Source organism: Streptomyces sp. SAI-135 (assembly GCF_029893805.1).
Taxonomy (GTDB): Bacteria; Actinomycetota; Actinomycetes; order Streptomycetales; family Streptomycetaceae; genus Streptomyces.
In genome coordinates, this window is the sequence record NZ_JARXYP010000002.1 from 5,924,494 (window position 1) to 5,945,898 (window position 21,405).

The 21,405-nt window shown below is 71.0% G+C and carries 18 protein-coding genes; 15 read left to right on the forward strand and 3 right to left on the reverse strand.

Annotated elements, in window-relative coordinates; all coding sequences use genetic code 11:
• Positions 1–8: 8 nt before the first annotated feature.
• From M2163_RS31465 to M2163_RS31495, 7 genes are all read left to right on the forward strand, one after another.
• A complete protein-coding gene (locus tag M2163_RS31465) occupies positions 9–1,070 on the forward strand; it encodes an ABC transporter ATP-binding protein (RefSeq protein ID WP_280849516.1) in 1,062 nt (353 codons plus the stop codon).
• Positions 1,071–1,083: 13 nt separating this feature from the next.
• Complete coding sequence (locus M2163_RS31470; protein ID WP_280849514.1) at positions 1,084–2,214, forward strand: oligopeptide/dipeptide ABC transporter ATP-binding protein; 1,131 nt, start codon at positions 1,084–1,086, stop codon at positions 2,212–2,214.
• A gap of 1,224 nt (positions 2,215–3,438) precedes the next feature.
• Positions 3,439–5,076, forward strand: a complete 1,638-nt coding sequence (locus M2163_RS31475; protein WP_280849512.1) for an ABC transporter substrate-binding protein — start codon at positions 3,439–3,441, stop codon at positions 5,074–5,076.
• Between the two features lie 7 nt (positions 5,077–5,083).
• A complete protein-coding gene (locus M2163_RS31480; protein WP_280895665.1) occupies positions 5,084–6,007 on the forward strand; it encodes an ABC transporter permease in 924 nt (307 codons plus the stop codon).
• A complete protein-coding gene (locus tag M2163_RS31485; RefSeq protein WP_280849510.1) occupies positions 6,000–6,968 on the forward strand; it encodes an ABC transporter permease in 969 nt (322 codons plus the stop codon). The genes M2163_RS31480 and M2163_RS31485 overlap by 8 nt, the downstream gene beginning before the upstream one ends.
• 181 nt (positions 6,969–7,149) lie before the next feature.
• Complete coding sequence (locus tag M2163_RS31490; protein WP_280849509.1) at positions 7,150–8,124, forward strand: ABC transporter ATP-binding protein; 975 nt, start codon at positions 7,150–7,152, stop codon at positions 8,122–8,124.
• Positions 8,117–9,154 (forward strand): dipeptide ABC transporter ATP-binding protein, encoded by a 1,038-nt coding sequence (locus M2163_RS31495; protein WP_280849508.1) that lies wholly within the window; start codon positions 8,117–8,119, stop codon positions 9,152–9,154. Before M2163_RS31490 ends, M2163_RS31495 begins: the two co-directional genes overlap by 8 nt.
• A gap of 122 nt (positions 9,155–9,276) precedes the next feature.
• Here M2163_RS31495 and M2163_RS31500 read toward each other — a convergent pair whose 3' ends face one another.
• Positions 9,277–11,397, reverse strand: a complete 2,121-nt coding sequence (locus M2163_RS31500; protein ID WP_280895666.1) for a prolyl oligopeptidase family serine peptidase — start codon at positions 11,395–11,397, stop codon at positions 9,277–9,279.
• Between the two features lie 188 nt (positions 11,398–11,585).
• On the opposite strand from M2163_RS31500, the gene M2163_RS31505 reads away from it, so the two are divergent.
• The 8 genes from M2163_RS31505 to M2163_RS31540 all read left to right on the forward strand — a co-directional run bounded on the left by M2163_RS31505 (position 11,586) and on the right by M2163_RS31540 (position 19,381).
• Positions 11,586–11,780: a hypothetical protein gene (locus M2163_RS31505; protein ID WP_031041890.1), complete on the forward strand. Its 195-nt coding sequence runs from the start codon at positions 11,586–11,588 to the stop codon at positions 11,778–11,780.
• A 46-nt stretch (positions 11,781–11,826) separates the two neighbouring features.
• Entirely contained in the window at positions 11,827–12,684 is an 858-nt protein-coding gene (mshB, locus tag M2163_RS31510) for an N-acetyl-1-D-myo-inositol-2-amino-2-deoxy-alpha-D-glucopyranoside deacetylase (protein ID WP_280895667.1), read from the forward strand.
• On the forward strand, positions 12,681–13,091 hold the full coding sequence (locus M2163_RS31515) for a DUF6113 family protein (protein ID WP_280895668.1): 411 nt from the start codon (positions 12,681–12,683) through the stop codon (positions 13,089–13,091). Before mshB ends, M2163_RS31515 begins: the two co-directional genes overlap by 4 nt.
• 248 nt (positions 13,092–13,339) lie before the next feature.
• Positions 13,340–15,820: a hypothetical protein gene (locus tag M2163_RS31520; protein WP_280895669.1), complete on the forward strand. Its 2,481-nt coding sequence runs from the start codon at positions 13,340–13,342 to the stop codon at positions 15,818–15,820.
• A 117-nt stretch (positions 15,821–15,937) separates the two neighbouring features.
• Positions 15,938–16,852, forward strand: a complete 915-nt coding sequence (locus M2163_RS31525) for an ABC transporter ATP-binding protein (RefSeq protein WP_280895670.1) — start codon at positions 15,938–15,940, stop codon at positions 16,850–16,852.
• Positions 16,846–17,604 (forward strand): ABC transporter permease, encoded by a 759-nt coding sequence (locus M2163_RS31530; protein ID WP_280895671.1) that lies wholly within the window; start codon positions 16,846–16,848, stop codon positions 17,602–17,604. The genes M2163_RS31525 and M2163_RS31530 overlap by 7 nt, the downstream gene beginning before the upstream one ends.
• Positions 17,601–18,767: a histidine kinase gene (locus M2163_RS31535; RefSeq protein WP_280849502.1), complete on the forward strand. Its 1,167-nt coding sequence runs from the start codon at positions 17,601–17,603 to the stop codon at positions 18,765–18,767. Before M2163_RS31530 ends, M2163_RS31535 begins: the two co-directional genes overlap by 4 nt.
• A complete protein-coding gene (locus M2163_RS31540) occupies positions 18,764–19,381 on the forward strand; it encodes a response regulator transcription factor (protein ID WP_280849501.1) in 618 nt (205 codons plus the stop codon). Before M2163_RS31535 ends, M2163_RS31540 begins: the two co-directional genes overlap by 4 nt.
• A gap of 104 nt (positions 19,382–19,485) precedes the next feature.
• Here M2163_RS31540 and M2163_RS31545 read toward each other — a convergent pair whose 3' ends face one another.
• Together M2163_RS31545 and M2163_RS31550 are read right to left on the reverse strand one after the other, a co-directional pair.
• Positions 19,486–20,337, reverse strand: a complete 852-nt coding sequence (locus M2163_RS31545) for a transglutaminase-like domain-containing protein (RefSeq protein ID WP_280895672.1) — start codon at positions 20,335–20,337, stop codon at positions 19,486–19,488.
• 32 nt (positions 20,338–20,369) lie between these two features.
• Positions 20,370–21,374 carry a GNAT family N-acetyltransferase gene (locus tag M2163_RS31550; protein ID WP_280895673.1) on the reverse strand — a complete coding sequence of 335 codons (1,005 nt, stop codon included), beginning with the start codon at positions 21,372–21,374 and terminating at the stop codon, positions 20,370–20,372.
• Positions 21,375–21,405 lie beyond the last annotated feature (31 nt).

The following is a 21,405-nucleotide window of genomic DNA, read 5'->3' on the forward strand; positions in this document are numbered from 1 at the left end:
GAACCACCGTGACCACACTGACCAAGACCGAGGACGCTCCGGCCCCTTCCGGCTCGGACAGCTTCCTCTCAGTGCGCGATCTGAAGGTGCAGTTCTCCACCGAGGACGGCATCGTCAAGGCCGTCGACGGTCTGTCCTTCGACGTCGAGCGCGGCAAGACGCTCGGCATCGTAGGTGAGTCCGGCTCCGGCAAGTCCGTCACCAACCTGACGGTCCTGGGCCTGCACAATCCGCGCACCACCACCATCGACGGGGAGATCGTCCTCGACGGCAAGGAACTCGTCACCGCCACCGAGCGCGAGCTGGAGCAGCTCCGCGGCAACAAGATGGCGATGATCTTCCAGGACCCGCTGACCGCGCTGTCGCCGTTCTACACGGTGGGCCGCCAGCTGTCCGAGCCGTTCATGAAGCACCGCGGCGCCTCCAAGAAGGAGGCGAAGGACCGGGCGATCCAGATGCTGGAGAAGGTCGGCATCCCGCAGCCCAAGACGCGCTTCGACGACTACCCGCACCAGTTCTCCGGCGGTATGCGCCAGCGCGCGATGATCGCCATGGCGCTGATGTGCGACCCCGAGCTGCTGATCGCCGACGAGCCGACCACCGCGCTGGACGTCACCGTGCAGGCCCAGATCCTGGACCTGCTCAAGGACCTCCAGCAGGAGTTCGGCTCCGCGATCATCTTCATCACGCACGACCTGGGCGTCATCTCCAACATGGCCGACGACCTCCTGGTGATGTACGCCGGCCGGGCCGTGGAGCGCGGCAGCGTGCGTGAGGTCATGAGCGCGCCCCGCCACCCCTACACCTGGGGTCTGCTCAGCTCGATGCCGCGACTGGACAGCGACGTCAACGAGGAACTGGTGCCGATCCCCGGCTCGCCGCCCTCGCTGCTCAACCCGCCGTCGGGCTGCCCGTTCCACCCCCGGTGCGCCTTCAAGGACGAGGTGCCCGGCACGCTCTGCACGGACTCGCGGCCTCCGCTGGGCGAGGGCCGGGCCTCCGCGTGCCACCTGACGGCGGAGCAGAAGCAGACCATCTTCATCGACAAGATCCAGCCCCGGCTGCGCTAGGGAGAACCGAGACATGAGCGACAACCTCACCCTCCCCGCCCAGCAGGGTTCAACCGGTACCTCGACCGAGGAACTCCTCAAGGTCGAGGGCCTGGCCAAGCACTTCCCGATCTACGGCGGCTTCCCGATCAAACGGAAGGTCGGCGCGGTGCAGGCCGTGGACGGCATCGACCTCTCGGTCGGTGTCGCCGAGAGCGTCGGCCTGGTCGGCGAGTCCGGCTGCGGCAAGTCGACCACCGGCCGGCTCATCACCCGCCTGCTGGAGCCGACCAGCGGCAAGATCACCTACGCGGGCCAGGACATCACGCACGCCTCGCGCAGGCAGCTCGCGCCGGTGCGGTCCGAGATCCAGATGATCTTCCAGGACCCGTACTCCTCGCTCAACCCGCGCCAGACCGTCGGCTCGATCATCAAGTCGCCGATGGAGGTCAACGGGATCGAGCCGGCGGGCGGCCGGGAGAACAAGGTCCGTGAGCTGCTGGAGCTCGTCGGTCTCAACCCGGAGCACTACAACCGCTTCCCGCACGAGTTCTCCGGCGGTCAGCGCCAGCGCATCGGCGTGGCCCGCGCGCTCGCCCTGAACCCCAAGCTGATCGTGGCCGACGAGCCGGTCTCCGCGCTCGACGTGTCCATCCAGGCGCAGGTCGTCAACCTGCTGAAGAAGGTCCAGGACGAGCTCGGCATCGCGTTCCTGTTCATCGCCCACGACCTGGCCGTCGTACGGCACTTCTCGCAGCGCGTCGCGGTGATGTACCTCGGCAAGGTGGTCGAGGTCGGCGACCGGGACTCGATCTACAACCGGCCGCGGCACCCGTACACCCACGCCCTGCTCTCCGCCGTTCCCGAGGTGGAGCTGGACGAGGGCGGCGAGGGCCGGGAGCGGATCCGCCTCTTCGGCGACGTCCCCTCGCCGATCCACCCGCCGTCCGGCTGCCGCTTCCGCACCCGGTGCTGGAAGGCACAGGACAAGTGCGCCACGGACGAGCCCCCGCTGGTCCAGATCTCCGGCAACAAGGTCGGCCACCTGACGGCCTGCCACTTCCCGGAGGACCCGACCACGGAGGCCCGCGACGAGGACGTGATCATGGATCCCGCCCTGAAGGCCCTGGAGGAGTCGGCGGAGTCCGACACCACCAAGGACTGACCGCGCTCGCATGACCCCCGGCCGGGGGCGGAGGCAACCACCCTCCGCCCCCGGCCGTTTGATGTGGCGGAGCGAGTGGTGCCCGCCGGGGGCCGGCGTCCTCGGCGCGGTTGCAGGGCCGGGTGGAGGTGCGTTGCTCTCTGTTTGTGCGGCGGAGCGGGTCTCTCCCAGGGCCGTGGCCCCCTGAGGGCTGATGTGGCGGAGTTGTCCGCCGAGGGCCGGCGCCCCGGTGCGGCCCTCGGACCGGTGGGAGGCTCGCAGTCTCCGGTTGCCGTGTGCCGACCGCGGGTCGACGGCTCAAGCTGCCGGGGTGCAGGCGCGTTGCGGCACATCGGGCCCGTCCCCCTGAAGGCCGACGTGGCACCGCGCGTCCCCCGGACCGATGTTGCAGGCACCCTCGGGTCGCCGTGTGCCTCCGGCGGACCGCAGCCTCCGGCGGCTGCCCGGCCGAGCGCGGAGACCCGAGGTCCGGGAGCTCAGGTCGTCGTGGGCCCGCCGAGGGCCGGCGCCCCGGCAAGACCCCGAGGTCGGGGTGGAGGCGCGCGTCGCTCTCAGCCTCTACGGCGAATCGGGTCACTCCCAGGGGCGTGCTCCCTGAGAGCTGACGTGGCGAAGTCGTGCCGCCGAGGGCCGGCGCCCCGGTGCGGCCCTCGGACCGGTGGGAAGCTCGCAGTCTCCGGTTGCCGTGTGCCGACCGCGGGTCGACGGCTCAAGCTGCCGGGGTGCAGGCGCGTTGCGGCATATCGGGCCCGTCCCCTGAAGGCCGACGTGGCACCGCGCGTCCCGCGCGGTCGCCTTGCCTTCCGGCGGCCTCGGCTTGACGGCGCCCAGCGCGTCTCCCGGACCGGGGTTGCAGGCACACTCGGGCCGCTGTGTCTCCGGCGGGCCGCAGCCTCGGGCGGCTGTCTGGCCGAGTGCGGAGACGCGAGGTCCGGGAGCTCCGGTCGTCGTGGGCCCGCCGGGGCCGGCGTCCCGGCACGTCCTCGAGCTCCGGGGGTGGAGGCGCGCGCGTCGCTCTCAGCCTCTACGGCGGATCGGGTCACTCACAGGGCCGTGCTCCCTGAGAGCTTTGCTCTGCCGCTCGCGGTGGCCCGGTGCGTTCCGCCGGGGCGAAACGCGGTGGGCTCCCTTGGGCTGATTGCTCCAAAGGCCTATCCAGGCGTGCGGAATGTCCCTCCTGAGTTGATATTGGCCGGTAACGGATCAGTCTTGAGGAGGCACTCCATGCGTGGAGCCACGCACGCCAAATGGGCCGCTTGCGCGGCGGCGGTAGCGCTCGCGGCGACGGCCTGCGGGGGTGGGGACAGCGGCGGCAGCGGCAGCAGCGACGGCGGCGCGGTGCTGAGCTCGTCCTGGGGTGACCCGCAGAACCCGCTGGAGCCGGCCAACACCAACGAGGTGCAGGGCGGCAAGGTCCTCGACATGATCTTCCGCAGCCTGAAGAAGTACAACCCGGAGACCGGCAAGGCCGAGGACATGCTCGCCGAGAAGATCGAGACGAGCGACTCGCAGAACTTCACGATCACGGTCAAGGACGGCTGGACCTTCAGCAACGGCGAGAAGGTCACCGCCAAGTCCTTCGTGGACGCCTGGAACTACGGGGCCTCCCTCAAGAACAACCAGAAGAACGCCTACTTCTTCGGCTACATCGACGGCTACGACAAGACGCACCCCGAGGACGGCAGCAAGCAGACCGCCGACACCCTCTCCGGCCTGAAGGTCACCGGCACCAACACCTTCACCGTCAAGCTCAACCAGAAGTTCTCGACCTTCCCCGACACCCTCGGCTACCCCGCCTACGCCCCGCTCCCGCAGGCCTTCTTCAGCGACCACGCGGCCTGGGTGAAGAAACCGGTCGGGAACGGGCCGTACACCATCGAGTCGTACACCAAGGGCTCGCAGATGGCCCTGAAGAAGTGGGACGGCTACAACGGCCCCGACAAGGCGCAGAACGGCGGGGTGACCCTCAAGGTCTACACCGACAACAACACCGCCTACACCGACCTCATGGCCGGCAACCTCGACCTCGTCGACGACGTCCCCGCCGCCCAGCTCAAGAACGCCAAGAACGACCTGGGCGGCCGGTACATCAACACCCCCGCCGGCATCATCCAGACCCTCGCCTTCCCGTTCTACGACAAGAACTGGAACAAGGCCGGGATGGAGAAGGTCCGCACCGGCCTGTCCCGTGCGATCAACCGCGACCAGATCACCGAGACGATCTTCCAGAAGACCCGCACCCCGGCCACCGACTGGACCTCCCCGGTCCTCGGCAAGGAGGGCGGCTTCCAGGACGGACTGTGCGGGGACGCCTGCGACTACGACCCCGCCGCGGCCAAGAAGCTCATCCAGGAGGGCGGCGGACTCCCCGGCGGCGGAATCAAGATCACGTACAACGCGGACACCGGTTCCCACAAGCAGTGGGTCGACGCCGTCTGCAACTCCATCAACAACGCGCTCGACAACGACAAGGCCTGCGTCGGCAACCCGGTCGGCACCTTCGCCGACTTCCGCAGCCAGATCACCGCGAAGAAGATGAGCGGCCCCTTCCGGGCGGGCTGGCAGATGGACTACCCGCTCATCCAGAACTTCCTCCAGCCGCTCTACTACACCAACGCCTCCTCCAACGACGGCAAGTGGTCCAACAAGGACTTCGACAAGCTCGTCAACGAGGCCAACGCCGAGACCGACACCGGCAAGGCCGTCGAGAAGTTCCAGCAGGCCGAGGAGGTCGTGCGGGACAACATGGCCGCCATCCCGCTCTGGTACCAGAACGGCAGCGCGGGCTACTCCGAGCGGCTCTCCAACGTGAAGCTCAACCCGTTCAGCGTCCCCGTCTACAACGAGATCAAGGTCGGCTGAGCGCGTCATGGGACGGTACGTCGTCCGGCGTCTGCTCCAGATGATCCCGGTGTTCATCGGGTCGACCCTGCTGATCTTCCTCATGGTGAACGTGATGGGCGACCCCATCGCGGGCCTGTGCGGGGACAAGCAGTGCGACGCGGCGACGGCCGCCCAGCTCAAGAAGGAGTTCGGCCTCGACAAGCCGGTCTGGCAGCAATACCTGACCTACATGGGGAACGTCTTCACCGGCGACTTCGGCACCGCGTTCAACGGTCAGGAGGTCACCGAGCTGATGAGGACGGCGTTCCCCGTGACCATCCGGCTCACCATCGTCGCGATCCTCTTCGAGATCGTCATCGGCATCACCCTGGGCGTGATCACCGGCCTGCGGCGCGGGCGGCCGGTGGACACCTCGGTCCTGCTGCTCACCCTGGTCGTGATCTCCATCCCCACCTTCGTCACCGGCCTGCTGCTCCAGCTGCTCCTCGGCGTCGAGTGGGGCTGGATCAAACCCTCGGTGTCCACGGACGCCACGTTCGGCGAACTGATCGTGCCGGGCCTGGTCCTCGCGTCCGTGTCCCTGGCGTACGTGACCCGGCTGACCCGCACCTCGATCGCCGAGAACAGGCGCTCCGACTACGTCCGCACGGCCGTCGCGAAGGGGCTGCCCCGGCGCCGGGTGATCACACGCCACCTGCTGCGCAACTCGCTCATCCCCGTGGTCACCTTCATCGGCACCGACATTGGCGCCCTGATGGGCGGTGCGATCGTCACCGAGCGCATCTTCAACATCCACGGCGTCGGCTACCAGCTCTACCAGGGCATCCTGCGCCAGAACACCCAGACCGTGGTCGGCTTCGTCACCGTCCTCGTCCTGGTCTTCCTGGTGGCCAACCTGGTCGTCGACCTCCTGTACGCCGTCCTCGACCCGAGGATCCGCTATGCCTGAGCCCCAGGAACCAGAGGGTGCGATCGCCGGGACCGGGATGGGGGGCGCGATGGATCTCGCCGTGAGCGAGGCGAACACCCTGGAGAAGGGCCCCGGTGCCACGGGCCCCCAGGACAGACCCCGCTCCCTGTGGTCCGACGCGTGGCGCGACCTGCGCCGCAACCCCGTCTTCATCGTCTCCGCCCTGGTGATCCTCTTCCTGGTCGTCATCTCCCTGTGGCCGTCGCTCATCGCCTCCGGCAACCCGTTGAAGTGCGACCTGTCGAAGGCCCAGGAGGGCTCACAGCCGGGGCATCCCTTCGGCTTCGACGGCCAGGGCTGCGACGTCTACACGCGCACGGTGTACGGGGCCCGTACGTCCGTCACGGTCGGCGTCTGCGCCACGCTGGGCGTCGCGATCCTCGGGTCGGTCCTCGGCGGCCTCGCGGGGTTCTTCGGAGGCTTCTGGGACTCGATCCTGTCCCGCATCACCGACGTGTTCTTCGCGATCCCGGTGGTCCTCGGCGGTCTCGTGCTCCTGTCGGTCGTCACGAGCAACACGGTGTGGCCGGTCATCGGGTTCATGGTGCTGCTGGGCTGGCCGCAGATCTCCCGCATCGCGCGCGGCTCGGTGATCACCGCCAAGCAGAACGACTACGTGCAGGCGGCCAGGGCGCTGGGCGCCTCCCACTCCCGCCTGCTGCTCCGCCACATCACCCCGAACGCGGTCGCCCCGGTGATCGTCGTGGCGACCATCGCCCTCGGCACGTACATCTCGCTTGAGGCGACCCTGTCGTACCTCGGCGTGGGTCTCAAACCCCCCACGGTCAGCTGGGGCATCGACATCTCCGCGGCCTCCGCCTACATCCGCAACGCCCCCCACATGCTCCTGTGGCCCGCCGGCGCCCTCGCGATCACGGTCCTCGCGTTCATCATGCTCGGCGACGCGGTCCGCGACGCCCTCGACCCGAAGCTGAGGTGAGCGGACGTGGCGACGAGCACGTGGTTCTCCGTCTCCGTTTCCATCTCCGGCGGACCTAGCCTCACCGCGTCCGGGCCCGCGGGCTCGTGCACCGCGCCGCACGTCTCCCGTGACAGCCGCCCTGTTCCCATCACCCCGCGGGGCCGCGCCATGCCCCCACCCGAAGCTGAGGTGAGTCGCCGTGCTGCTCGAAGTGCGTGATCTGCACGTGGAGTTCAGGACCCGGGACGGGGTCGCCCGAGCGGTCAACGGGGTCGACTACGCGGTGGACGCGGGGGAGACCCTCGCGGTGCTCGGGGAGTCCGGGTCCGGCAAGTCGGTCACCGCGCAGGCGATCATGGGGATCCTCGACATGCCGCCCGGGCGCGTCACCGGGGGCGAGATCGTCTTCCAGGGGCAGGACCTGCTGAAGCTGAAGGAGGACGAGCGGCGCAAGGTCCGCGGCGCCGAGATGGCGATGATCTTCCAGGACGCGCTGTCCTCCCTCAACCCCGTGCTCTCCGTCGGCGACCAGCTCGGCGAGATGTTCGTCGTGCACCGGGGCATGTCGAGGAAGGACGCGCGGGCCAGGGCCGTCGAGCTGATGGACCGGGTGCGCATCCCGGCCGCAGGACAGCGCGTGAAGGACTACCCCCACCAGTTCTCCGGCGGTATGCGCCAGCGGATCATGATCGCGATGGCGCTCGCCCTGGAGCCGGCGCTGATCATCGCGGACGAACCGACCACCGCGCTCGACGTCACCGTCCAGGCCCAGGTCATGGACCTGCTCGCCGAGCTCCAGCGCGAGTACAACATGGGGCTCATCCTCATCACCCACGACCTCGGGGTCGTCGCGGACGTGGCCGACCGGATCGCTGTCATGTACGCGGGACGGATCGTCGAGCAGGCCCCCGTCCACGACATCTACAAGGCACCGGCCCACCCCTACACGCGCGGACTGCTCGACTCCATCCCACGTCTCGATCAGAAGGGCCAGGAGCTGTACGCGATCAAGGGACTGCCGCCCAACCTGATGCACATCCCTCCGGGGTGCGCGTTCAACCCCCGGTGCCCGATGGCCCGGGACGTGTGCCGGACGGACGTACCGCCTCTGTACGAGGTGGACGACAGACGGACGAGCGCCTGTCACTTCTGGACGGAGTGCCTCCATGGTTGAGCCGATCCTGGAAGTGGGTGGACTGGTCAAGCACTATCCGTTGACCCAGGGCATCCTGTTCAAGAAACAGGTCGGTGCCGTCAAGGCTGTCGACGGTGTCGACTTCACCCTCGACAGAGGCGAGACCCTCGGCATCGTCGGGGAGTCGGGCTGCGGCAAGTCGACTGTCGCCAAGATGCTCGTCAACCTGGAGCGCCCGACGCAGGGGTTGATCAAGTACAAGGGCGAGGACATCACCAAGCTCTCCGGCAAGGCGCTCAAGTCGGTCCGCCGCAACATCCAGATGGTCTTCCAGGACCCGTACACCTCGCTCAACCCCCGTATGACGGTGGGCGACATCATCGGGGAGCCCTACGACATCCATCCCGAGGTGGCCCCCAAGGGCGACCGGCGCCGGAAGGTCCAGGACCTGCTGGACGTCGTCGGCCTCAACCCCGAGTACATCAACCGGTATCCGCACCAGTTCTCCGGCGGCCAGCGCCAGCGCATCGGCATCGCGAGGGGGCTCGCGCTGCGCCCGGAGGTCATCGTCGCCGACGAACCGGTCTCCGCCCTCGACGTCTCCGTCCAGGCCCAGGTGATCAACCTCCTCGACCGGCTCCAGAGCGAGTTCGAGTTGTCGTACCTCTTCATCGCGCACGACCTGTCGATCGTGCGGCACATCTCGGACCGGGTCGGGGTGATGTACCTCGGACGGATCGTGGAGATCGGCCGGGACGCCGAGATCTACGACCATCCGACCCACCCCTACACCCAGGCGCTGCTGTCCGCCGTGCCGGTGCCCGACCCCGAGGCCCGCGAGCACCGCGAGCGGATCATCCTCGCCGGCGACGTCCCGTCCCCGACGAACATCCCGTCCGGTTGCCGCTTCCGCACCCGCTGCTGGAAGGCGCGGGAGCGCTGCGCGCTGGAGGTCCCGGCGCTGGCGGTGCCGGCGGAGTTCCGGGGCACGGGCGGACCGGCCGCGCACGACTCGGCGTGCCACTTCGCCGAGGAGAAGCAGGTCGTGCCGCCCGAGGGGACGGAGTAACACGGAGGCAACTCGGCCGACCCGGTTCCGATATACGGACGCGTCAGTCTGAGGAACGTACGGCCGTGCGGGTGCCGTAAACGGGCCGGAGCGCGCCATGTCGCTCCGGCCCGTTGCCGTGCCTACGCCAGGCCCAACGACCGCTTCAGGAAGTCGAGCTGAAGCCGCAGCAGGTTCTCGGCGACCTCCTCCTGCGGGGTCATGTGGGTCACCCCGGACAGCGGCAGCACCTCGTGCGGGCGGCCCGCGGCCAGCAGGGCCGAGGACAGCCGCAGGGAGTGGGCGACCACCACGTTGTCGTCCGCCAGGCCGTGAATGATCATCATCGGGCGGTGCGGCCCGGCCGCGTCGACCAGACCCCCGTCGTCGATCAGCGAGTTGCGCCGGTACACCTCCGGCTGCTCGTCCGGGTGGCCGAGGTAGCGCTCCTGGTAGTGGGTGTCGTACAGGCGCAGGTCGGTGACCGGGGCGCCGACCACGGCCGCGTGGAAGACGTCCGGGCGGCGCAGCACCGCGAGGGCGGCCAGGTAGCCGCCGAAGGACCAGCCGCGGATCGCGACCCGGGAGAGGTCCAGGGGGAAGTCCCCGGCGAGCGCCTGGAGCGCGTCGACCTGGTCCTGGAGGACCACTGCCGCGAGCTCGTCCCGGACCGCCTTCTCCCAGGCGGGGGAGCGTCCCGGGGTGCCCCGGCCGTCGGCCACGACCACCGCGAAACCCTGGTCGGCGAACCACTGCGAGGTCAGGTGCGGGTTGTGCGCCGCGAGCACCCGCTGACCGTGCGGACCCCCGTAAGGGTCCAGCAAAACCGGAAGGGGGCTGTCACCGGCGTAGTCCTGCGGCATAAGCACGGCGCACGGGATCTTCCGTGCGCCCCCCTCGATGAGCGTCACGCGCGGGGTCAAACCGGGATCTTCCGCATACGACAGGACAGTCGCCGTCTCCTTGCCGTCGCGCAGTACCCGCGCGCGGGCGCCCGGCCGGTCGAGGGTCGCCGAGACCAGCACGGTCACGCCCCCGGCGCGCACCGCCGAGTGCACGCCCGGCTCCTGTGACAGTCGCTCCACTCCGAGCTCGTTCACCCGGTAGACGTGCACCTCGCCGGTCTCCGGGGACTCCGCCTCCGCGCCGGCCGACGCCGAGACCAGCACGTCGTCCCGGGCGACGTCCAGCACCGCCCGGACGTGCAACTGCGGTCCGGTCAGCACTCGTTCCCCGACCGCGAGCACCCGCGCCCCGCCCTCGTCGGCGATCCGCACGAGCTGCCCCGAAGGGCTCCAGCAGGGGACCCCGGGGAAAAGATCCAGCCAAGTTGGATCTTCGTCCGCGTGCACCATCCGGGTCGCGCCGGACTCCGGGTCCACCGCCAGATACAGCTGACTGCGCTGGTCGCGCGCCTGTACGAGCAGCAGCGGGGCGCCCGCCGCTGACCAGTGCACATGGGCCAGATACGGATAGCGCCGCCGGTCCCAGGAGACCTCCGTGCGCGTCCCGTCCAACGCGATCACGAACAGCCGTACGTCCGCGTTGGAGGTGCCCGCGGCCGGGTACGGGACGTGTTGTGGATCACGCTCCGGGTGGGCCGGATCGGAGATCCACCAGCGTCGCACCGGCGTGTCGTCCACGCGCGCGATCAGCAGCCGGTCCGACTCCGGCGACCACCAGAAGCCGCGTGACCGGCCCATCTCCTCGGCCGCCACGAACTCCGCCAGGCCGTAGGTGACGTGATCCGACTCCGGAGCGGCGAGCGCCCGGTCGTCCTCGCCCTCGGCCCCGACGACCCGCACCGCACCCCGGGCGACGTACGCGACGTGCCGTCCGTCGGGAGCCGGGCGGGGGTCGATCACCGGCCCGGGGACAGCCAGTTCACGTGCCGTCCCGGCCCGCAGCTCCGCTGTGAAAAGCCGCCCTGACAAGGCGAAAGAGGCCAACTCGACGGCCGCGTCGGTGGCGTAGCCCACGATGCCGGCACCGCCCTCGCGGCTGCGCTCGCGGCGCGCCCGCTCCTCGGGCGAGAGGCGTTCCTCGGTGCCGCCCAGGAGGGCGCGCGGGTCGGCGGCCACGCGCTCCCCGCCGTCCGCCGTGTCGAGCACCCACAGTGAATTGGCCGGGTTCGTGCCGGAGTTCGAGCGCAGGAACACGACACGCGATCCGTCGGGCGCCACCGTGAACGCGCGCGGCGCGCCGAGCGTGAAGCGCTGGGTACGGGCATGCCGGCGGGGAAAGGAGTCAGGCTCGGTCGTCATGCCCCGACCATATTGGCCATGCGCCCCCTTGTGCGGCCGTGCGCCGACGGATGCGCAGGCCCGGATAGTTATGATCACTACCGCATAGTGGGTATGAATCCGCTGGCTGCTGTATGGATTTATCTGCCCCCATAGTTCCGTTCCCGTCCGACCCCCCACGTCCCTGGGTTCTTTGGAGGTGAGCCGCCGTGGCACTCTCGATTTCGGCGGTGGTGCTGCTGGCGATCATCGTCTTCTTGCTGATCAAGAAGTCGGGCTTGAAGGGCGGTCATGCGGTCGTGTGCATCCTGCTCGGCTTCTATCTCGCCGCTTCCTCGATCGCCCCGACGATCAGCGAGCTGACGACCAACATCGCGGGCATGATCGGCAGTATCAAGTTCTGACACCGGCTGAGCGGGACTGTCGGTGGCTCCTCGTAGGCTGGGGGCCATGACGGAACAGCCCGCTCGGCGTCTTCTCCTGGTGCACGCGCACCCGGACGACGAGTCGATCAACAACGGCGCGACCATGGCCAGGTACGCGGCCGGGGGAGCCCGGGTGACCCTGGTCACCTGCACCCTCGGCGAGCGTGGCGAGGTCATCCCGCCGCAGCTCCGGCACCTGACCGGCGACGCCCTCGCCGAGGAGCGCGAGCGCGAGCTGGCCGCGGCCATGGACCGGCTCGGCGTGGAGGACTTCGGCTTCCTCGGCGGCCGCGGCCGGTACCAGGACTCCGGAATGATGGGCACCGCCGACAACGACAACCCGCACTGCTTCTGGCGGGCCGACGTCGACGAGGCGGCCGGGCATCTCGTCGAGGTGATCCTTCGGGCACGCCCCCAGGTCCTCGTCACCTACGACGACCACGGCGGGTACGGCCACCCCGACCACATCCAGGCCCACCGTGTCGCCATGCGCGCCGTCGAGCTCGCCGCCGGCGCCGGGTGGCGGATCCCGAAGGTCTACTGGAACCGCGTACCGCGCGCGATCGGCGAGCAGGCCTTCACCCGGCTCCGCACCGACCTGCCCGGCCTCCCCTTCACCAAGGCAGCCGTCCTCGACGACGTACCGGGTGTGGTGGACGACGACCGGATCACCACCGAGATCGACGGCACCGCGTACGCCGCCGCCAAGAGCGCCGCGATGGCCGCGCACGCGACCCAGATCGCCGTGTCCGGTGCCTACTTCGCGCTCTCCAACGAACTCGCCCAGCCTCTCTTCACCACCGAGTACTACGAACTGGTGAGAGGGGAACACGGCAACACCAGGGAGACCGACCTGTTCTCCGGGATCGAGGGCGCGTCATGAGCGACCGTACGTCGATGCTTGCCCAGCCCCTCCAGCGTCCCTCCGCCGGACGGGCCGCCGCCTACCTCGGCCTGTTCGTGCTCGGAGCGGTGGTGGGGCTCGCCGGGGCACTGGTGCAGGGGGGCTGGTTCCCGGGCGGGCTGCTGCTCGCGCTGCTCGGTGAGGCCGGGCTGCTGCTCGGCGGGGCCCGTGCCGCCGGCAGCCGCGCCGGAGCCGTCGCGCCGGCCGGCGGCTGGATGGTCGCCGTCATCTTTCTCACCACCAGCCGGCCGGAGGGCGACTTCGTCTTCGCGGCGGGAAGCGGCTCCTATCTCTTCCTGCTCGGCGGGATGGCTGTTGCTGTGATCTGCGCCACCCTTGGGCAGGGGCGGCAACCGGGCGGCGACGCCGTCCGACTTGGCAAGTGACGTACCACTTTTCCGCATCGCGCGCGTGCGAGTCCCGTGTGGGTTTCCCCGGCGGTCGTGGGATACAGGCCAGAAGTGGCCAGTATGGTGGTGCGCGCCGCCGACGCCCGAAGCAGTGAGGTCGAAACGGGCGGCGGAGCCAACCGGGAGAACCTGCCTTGAGTCGTGAAACTGACAGTCCGTCCTCCGGGCCCAACGGGCGCGGCGGAGCCGCCTACCCCTCGGGCACGCCGCCGTACGGGACGCCGATGGCTTCCGACGGCGGTCCGGACGCGGGCCGTTCGGCCACGCAGCCGGAGGAGCGCAAGACCGAGACCACGCTGACCACCCGGATCCGGATCAACATCCCCGGTTCGCGGCCCATTCCGCCGGTCGTCGTGCGTCAGCCCGTCGCGGAGACGGAGAGTTCCGGCGACAGCGGTCCCGAGACCGAGGCGCCGGCGCCGAGTCCCTCCTCGACCACCGGCACGGTCGAACTGCCCGCCGATCCCGCCGCGCCGGCCGCCGAGGAGAAGGCGAGCGACTGGTTCGCGCCCCGCAAGTCCGGCCCCGCCAAGCCCACTCAGGGCGGCGGCGCCACCAACGGGGCCGGTCTGCCGGGCGGTTCGGGCACGGGTGCGGGCGGTCCCGCCGCGGCCGGTCCCCGGCACGGCGGTTCCGGCGCGGCTCCGTCCGGCGGTGCGCGCCCCGGTGCCGGGCGTCCCGGCGGAGTGGTCGGTTCCATGAGCGTGCCGGGCGGTTCCCGTTCCGGCGCCACCCACGGCGCCGGGCTGCCGGGTGCCACGGGCGGCCCGGTGGCTCCGGGCCACGGCGGTGGCACCGGCTCCTTCGACGTCACCGAGGCGCTCAACGGCGGCCAGCGCGGCAGCGAACCCCGCCGCGACGAGCTTCCGTACTTCGCCGAGAACGGCAACGGCCCGGGTTCCCAGGCCGCCGACAACGGCCAGGGCGGTTTCTCCGGCCAGGGTGGTCAGGACGGCCCGAACGCACAGGACGGCCTGAACGGCCAGGACGGCCTGAACGGCCAGGGCGGCCTGAACGGCCAGGGCGGCCTGAACGGCCAGGGCGGCCTGAACGGCCAGGGCGGCTTCGGCGGCCCCGCCGGCTCCACCGCTCAGAACGGTCAGAGCGGCTTCGGCGCGCAGGGCGGCCCCGGCGCCCCCGGCGGACAGGGCGGGCAGAACGGCCAGATCGACTACGGCGGCCAGGGCGGCCGGATCGACTACGGCGGCGGCTTCGGCGGCCCCCAGGGCCCCGGCGGCCCGGGCGGATCCCAGGGGCCCGCGGGCCCGACCGGCGGCCCGGTCACCGGCGACGGCCCGGTCGTGCCGCCGGCCGGACCGGACCCCTTCGCCAGGCACGAGTCCTTCAGCGGTGAGTCCTTCAACGGCCCCGACAGCTTCGGCGGCCAGGGCGGCCCCGGCGGCCGCCCCGGTCAGCCCGGTCCGTCCGCTCAAGGCGGCCCCGGCACCCCCGGACGTCTGGGCGGCCCCGGCGCCTCCGCCCCCGGCGGTGCTCCCGGTGCCGGTCTGGGCCCCGGTGGCGGCCTCAGCGACGACACCGCGATCCTCACCCCGCAGAAGCCGGCCCCCGGACCGGGTGCTCCCGGCGGCTACGGCACCCCGGACAACGTCTCCGGGCACACCGTCACCAGCGGCATGCCGGTCGTCCCGTCGGGCGCCCAGAACGCCCCCTTCGGCCAGGCCACCGAGGGCCGCACGCCCCCGAAGCTGCCCGACACCTCGTCGCAGGAGGCCCCGGCCGCCGCGTCGAAGAAGAAGAAAAAGAAGGGCCGCAGCAAGCTGGCGATGGTCGGCGGCACCGTGGTCCTCCTCGGCGTCGGTGCCTACGGCGCCGGTCTGCTGATGAACCGCTCCGACGTGCCCAAGGGCACCACCGTGCTCGGCGTGGACATCGGCGGCGGCACCCGCGACGACGCCGTCAAGAAGCTCGACGACTCCCTCGGCGACCGAGTGAACGAGGCACTGAAGCTGTCGGTCGGCGGCGACACCGTCTCCCTCAAGCCGGACCAGGCCGGACTCCAGCTCGACGAGCAGGCCACGGTCGCCGCGGCCGCCAAGAGCGACTACAACCCGGTCTCCGTGATCGGCTCCCTCTTCGGCAACCACCGGGTCGTCGACCCCGTCATGCCGGTCGACGAGGAGAAGCTCCAGGCGGCCCTGGAGGACGCCTCGGGCGGCGCCGGCTCGGCGACCGACGGCACGATCAAGTTCCAGAACGGCAAGGCCGTCGCCGTGTACGGCAAGGCCGGCAAGGGCATCGACGTCGCCAGGTCGACCGCCGCGGTCGAGGAGGCGTACCGCGTCCAGGTGGAGACCGGCACCGCGGGCAAGGTGACGCTGCCCACCACCACCAAGCAGCCGACGGTCTCGAACGCCGAGGTCGACCGGGTGATGAAGGAGTTCGCGGAGCCCGCGATGTCGGAACGCGTCACCATCAAGACCGACGCGACGCACAGCATCGACTTCGGCTCGGTGTCCCTGCCGAAGATCCTCGGCTTCAAGGCGGTCGGCGGCAAGCTCGTGGAGACGTACAACCTCGAAGCGCTCAAGGAGGCGTACGGCACCACCTTCGACGGTGTGCAGATCGACGGCGCGAGCGGCAAGCGTGACGTCCTGCCGCAGGATGTCGCCTCCGCACTGGGCAAGGCGCTGCGCGGCAAGACGCCGGCGGATCGCATCGTCGTCATCGACACGAACCCGAGCTGAGCCGCCACGAGGGAGCGCAGAACCGCGCCGGAGTGCCGCCCGGCATGACATCTGTCATGCGGCACTCCGGACGGCCGACACTGCCCGTCGCCACACCCGCGAAGCCACCATGGCCGTATGACAACGACAGCCCCGGTGGTCGCGTTCGACCAGGTGAGCAAGGCATACGGCGAGGTACGGGCCGTCGACGGACTGACCCTGACGCTGCGTCCGGGGGAGACCGTGGCGCTGCTCGGTCCCAACGGCGCCGGCAAGTCGACCACCCTCGATCTGCTGCTCGGCCTGAAGCGGCCCGACACCGGTGGCGTCCGGCTCTTCGGCGCCACCCCGCGTGGGGCGATCGTCGCCGGGCGGGTGGGCGCGATGCTCCAGAGCGGCGGCCTGATGGACGAGGTCACGGTCGCCGAACTGGTCCGGCTCGCCTGCGACCTGCACCCGAAGCCGTACCGGCCCTCCGAGGTGCTGGCCCGTGCGGGCGTCGCCCAGATCGCCGACCGCAAGGTCGACAAGCTCTCCGGGGGCCAGGCCCAGCGGGTCCGCTTCGCCCTCGCGACCGCAGGCGACAGCGACCTGATCGTCCTGGACGAGCCGACCACCGGCATGGACGTCACCACCCGCCAGGCTTTCTGGGCCACCATGCGCGAACAGGCCGACCAGGGCCGTACGGTCCTCTTCGCCACCCATTACCTCGAAGAGGCCGACGCCATCGCCGACCGGGTGCTGGTCCTGCACCGGGGCCGCCTGGTGGCCGACGGCACCGCCGCCGAGATCAAGGCCAAGGCGGGCGCCCGCCGGATCTCCTTCGACCTGGAGGGCACGATCGACGAGGCACTCCTGCGCGGTCTGCCGTTCCTGAGCGTCATCGACGTGTCCGGCCGGACCGTCCGCATCCAGTCCACCGACGCCGACGCGACCGTCCACGCCCTCTACGGCCTCGGCGTCCACCCCCGCAACCTGGAAGTCGCCGGGCTCGGCCTGGAGCAGGCCTTCGTCGCCATCACCGAGGCCGAGGAGGCCAAGCAGTCATGCTGAACACCTCTGCTTCGCGAGGGCTGATCAAGCTGGAACTCGTCCGCGCCCTGCGCAACCGCAAGTTCCTGCTCTTCTCCGTGCTGTACCCGTCGCTGCTGTTCCTGATCATCGCGGGCAGCTCCGGGGCCACCGACGAGGTCGACGGCACCGGCCTGACGGTCGCGACCTACATGATGGTCTCGATGGCCTCCTTCGGCGCCCTGACCGCCGTCCTGATGGGCAACAGTGAGCGCATCGCGAAGGAGCGGGAGGGCGGTTGGGTCCGGCAGTTGAGGCTGACCGCCCTGCCGGGGCGCGGGTATGTCCTCGCCAAGACGGCGAGCGCGGCCGTGGTGAGCCTGCCCTCGATCGTGGTGGTGTTCGTCGTGGCCGCGGTCGTGAAGGACGTACGCCTGGAGGCCTGGCAGTGGCTCGCCCTCACCGGCGCGATCTGGGCCGGGAGCCTCGTCTTCGCCGCGCTCGGCGTCGCCATCGGCTACCTCGCCACCGGGGACGCGGTCCGCCCCATCACGATGATCAGCTACTTCGGCCTGTCGATCCTGGGCGGCCTGTGGATGCCCACGACGACCTTCCCGCAGTGGCTCCAGGACATCGCCGAGTGGCTGCCCACGCACGCGTACGCTGCCCTCGGGCGGGCCATCGAACAGAGCCGCGCCCCGCACGCACAGGACATCGCCGTCCTGGCCGTCTCCTTCGCCCTGTTCGCGGGCGGCGCGGCCTGGCTGTACCGGAAGGACACGTTGAAGGCGTGAGCGGCACCGGCGTGGGGATCGGGCAGCGCCCGGAGACCCGCAAGCAGATGATGGTCAAGATGCTGTGGACGGGCATCTGGCTGGTCTATCTGAGCGCACCCGTCTCGGACCTCCTGCACGGCGGCCACGGAGCCGCGGCGGTCGTCCTCGGCTGGCTCGGCCTCGCGGGCTTCGTCGCCTGGTACCTGGCCCTGCTGTTCCGGACCGGCCGCCGCAACGCCCAGGAGTTCGTGCTCGTCTCCCTCGCGGTCCTCTCGGCCGAGTCGGCCCTGCTCGTCCTCACCCTGGGCCGCGAGTGGCTCGTCCTCTTCGTGTACGTCTCGATCGCCTCCGGCGCGGCCCTGCCGCTGCGGCTCGCCCGCTGGACGATCCCGGCCGCGTCCGCCCTGATGGCGGCCCTCGCCCTGGTCGTCGCCGACGGCACGGAGTACATCGGCGCGCTGCTCATCCCGGCCCTGCTGGGCGGGTTCGCGATGACCGGCGTGCGCGAACTCGTCCGCACGACCATCGAGTTGCGGGAGGCGCGGGCCCGGGTCGCCCAGCTCGCCGCGAACGAGGAGCGGCTGCGCCTGGCCAGGGACCTGCACGACCTGCTCGGCCACTCCCTGTCCCTCATCACCCTGAAGAGCGAGCTGGCGGGCCGGATGCTCCCGGCCCACCCCGACAAGGCGGCCCAGCAGGTCGCCGACATCGAACAGGTCAGCCGACAGGCCCTGGTGGACGTCCGCGAAGCCGTCTCCGGCTACCGGCGCGCCCGCTTGGCCGCGGAACTCGCCGGTGCCCAGGTCGCGTTGGCGGCCGCCGGGGTCACCGCCACCCTGCCCGCCGAACCCGACCTCACCGGCGTGCCCGAGGAGAGCGAGTCGGCCCTGGCCTGGGCGCTGCGCGAGGCGGTCACCAACGTGGTACGGCACAGCGGCGCCCGCGGTTGCACGGTGGAGCTGCTGCACCGCCAGACCCTCGACGGGCCGCGGCTCGAACTCACCGTCGAGGACGACGGCTCGGGCGGCGCGGGCACCGCTCCCGGCAACGGCCTCAGCGGACTCACCGAACGCCTGGAGAAGGCCGGCGGCACCCTGGAGGCCACCGGCACCCGGCACGGCTTCCGGCTGGTCGCCCGCGTCCCGGCCGGTTCCGCGGCCGACGTAGGATCCGCCTCATGACGAGCCGCACGATCAAGGTCCTGCTCGCCGAGGACCAGTCGATGGTCCGCGAGGCCCTGGCCGCCCTGCTCGGTCTGGAGGACGACATCGAGGTCGTCGCCCAGGTGGCCCGCGGCGACGAGGTCCTGGCGGCGGCTCGCGCCCACGACGTCGACGTGGCCCTCATGGACATCGAGATGCCGGGCGCGACGGGCATAGAGGCGGCGGCCCTGCTCCACCGGGAACTCCCGGCGGTCAAGCTGGTCATCCTCACGACCTTCGGCCGCCCCGGTTACCTGCGCAGCGCGATGGAGTCGGGCGCCGACGCCTTCCTGGTCAAGGACGCCCCCGCGGCCCAACTGGCCGCAGCGGTACGGAAGGTGCTGGCGGGGGAGCGGGTCATCGACCCCACCCTCGCGGCGGCGGCCCTGGCGGAGGGCGCGAACCCGCTGACGGACCGTGAGCGGGAGGTCCTCAGGGCGGCGGCCGACGGCTCCACGAACGCCGAGCTGGCGCAGACCCTCCACCTCTCCCAGGGCACGGTCCGCAACTACCTCTCCACGGCGATCCAGAAACTGGCGGTACGGAACAGGGCGGAGGCGGTGAGGATCGCGCATGAGAAGGGGTGGCTTTGATCGCCGTCCAGGGCAGCGGACCCAGGGGCGCGGGGCTGTATTAATGTGCGGCCCCGCCGCGCGGGCGCGACCAGCCACGACGCACCCGCAGACGCCCATGGCCGTCAGTTCAACATCGCTCGCGCGGAATGAGCCTGCCGCCGAATCCGAGCCGCAGCCGTTTCGTCAACCGCAGCCACCACCCCCGCATACGCCTCCAACTCCCCGGCCCCCTCGACGAAGTCACCCCGCTGGACGAGCAACTGCGCCCGCTCGTACCGCAGTCGCGCCGGGTGCGAGGGCAACAGCAGGGCCAAATCCACGGCCCACAGCCCTACATCCGACCGCTCCGGCCGGGCCGCGGCCCACGCGCGGACGTTGTTGAGGATCCGCTGCACGACGTCCAGGGTCTGCGCGGGCGCCAGCATCGACGGCTCCAGTGAGCCCCCCGTGGCCCCCGCCACCAGCAGCTCCGCGTCCGCCCCCGCCAGGACCCGCCCCCCGTCGAAGGGATCGGCCAGCACCTGCTCCTCCGGCGGCCCGAACCCGACCACGAAGTGCCCCGGCAGGGCCACCCCGTACACCGGCGCCCCCGCCCGCCGGGCCACCTCCATCCACACCACCGACAACAGGATCGGCAACCCGCGGCGCCGCACCAGCACCTCGTGCAGCAGCGAGGACTCCAGCCGCTGGTAGTCCGCCGCGGAGCCACGAAACCCCCAGCGGTCGCCCAGCAGTTCCCTCAGCGACACCGCCCACGACCGCGGTCCGCCCGGCCGGAACGGCAACTGCCCGGCCAGCGCGTCGAGTTCGATCTGGGCCGCGTCGATGCCGGCCTCGTCCAGCGCCGCGTCCGCCTGCGCGCCCACGAGCAGGCACAGCGCGGACAGGTCGGGCCGCTCGGACCGCGCCTCTTCGGCGAACCGCCTCCGCAGCTCGGCGGAACGTTCGGGCGGTGGGGGAAACGGGGGACGCATAGCTGGCTCGTGCCCTTTCGCGGCGATCGCTACTACCGCGTTCCGCCGGAGGGGTCCGGCTCGCGGTAGTGGTGGTAGGCGTGGTGCGGGGCGAACCCCAGCCGCTCGTACAGGGCCCGCGCACCGGCGTTGTCCGACTCGACCTGGAGCCACGCGGCCGACGCCCCCTCGTCGAGGGCCCGCCGGGCCAGAGCCGCCATCACGGTCGAGGCCAGCCCCCGGCGCCGTAGGGCGGGATCCACCTCGACCGCGGCGAACCCGGCCCAGCGGCCGTCCACGACACAGCGCCCGATCGCGGCCGGAGCGTCCTCGCCCGGGACGGTGGCGAACCACACCGACGGCCCGCTCCCGAGCACCCGCAGCGCCACCTCGCTCACCCCCTTGCGCTGGTAGCGCGCCAGCCAGTCCGCGTCGGCCTCCCGGGACAGCACCACGCCCTCACCGGGCCGGTCCGCGACCGGTGCCAGCGCCCCGGTCCACAACTGCGCCGTCACCTCCCGCGTCCACCCGCGCGCCTCCAGCTGCGCGCACAGCACCTCCTGGGTGCCCGCGGCGCCGGTCGCGGTCTGGACGTACGCGGGCAGACCGCGCTCGCCGTACCACCGTCGTACGGCGGCCAGGGCCTCGTCGAGCGGCAGGCCGGGATCACCGAGCGGCAGGACGGAGTTGGCGCGGCGGGTGAAGCCGGCGGCGGCGCGCAGCTCCCACTCGCCGAGCCGCTCGCTCTCGAGGGGCCGCCAGCCGCGCGCGGAGATCCGGGCCAGCTCCTCGTAGGAGGCGGCGGGTCCCCGGCGGCGGGCCGGTGCGGCGGGCACGACCTTGCCCGCGACCAGCGTGGATTCCGCGATGCGGACGCTCTCGCCGTCCCGCCGCGTGATCATCAGCACACCGTCGTCCCATGATGTGAGAACACCCACCGTGTCGGTGAACTTCTCCCCGGTGACGCCGGTTTCGTCCAGGCACCGTACGGATACCCGTTTGCCCACGTCAGCTGCGGAGATACGGACGACGAGGCGTCCCGCGGCGGAGATTTCCACAGGTCAGTTCACCCCTCCTGTTCGGATCATG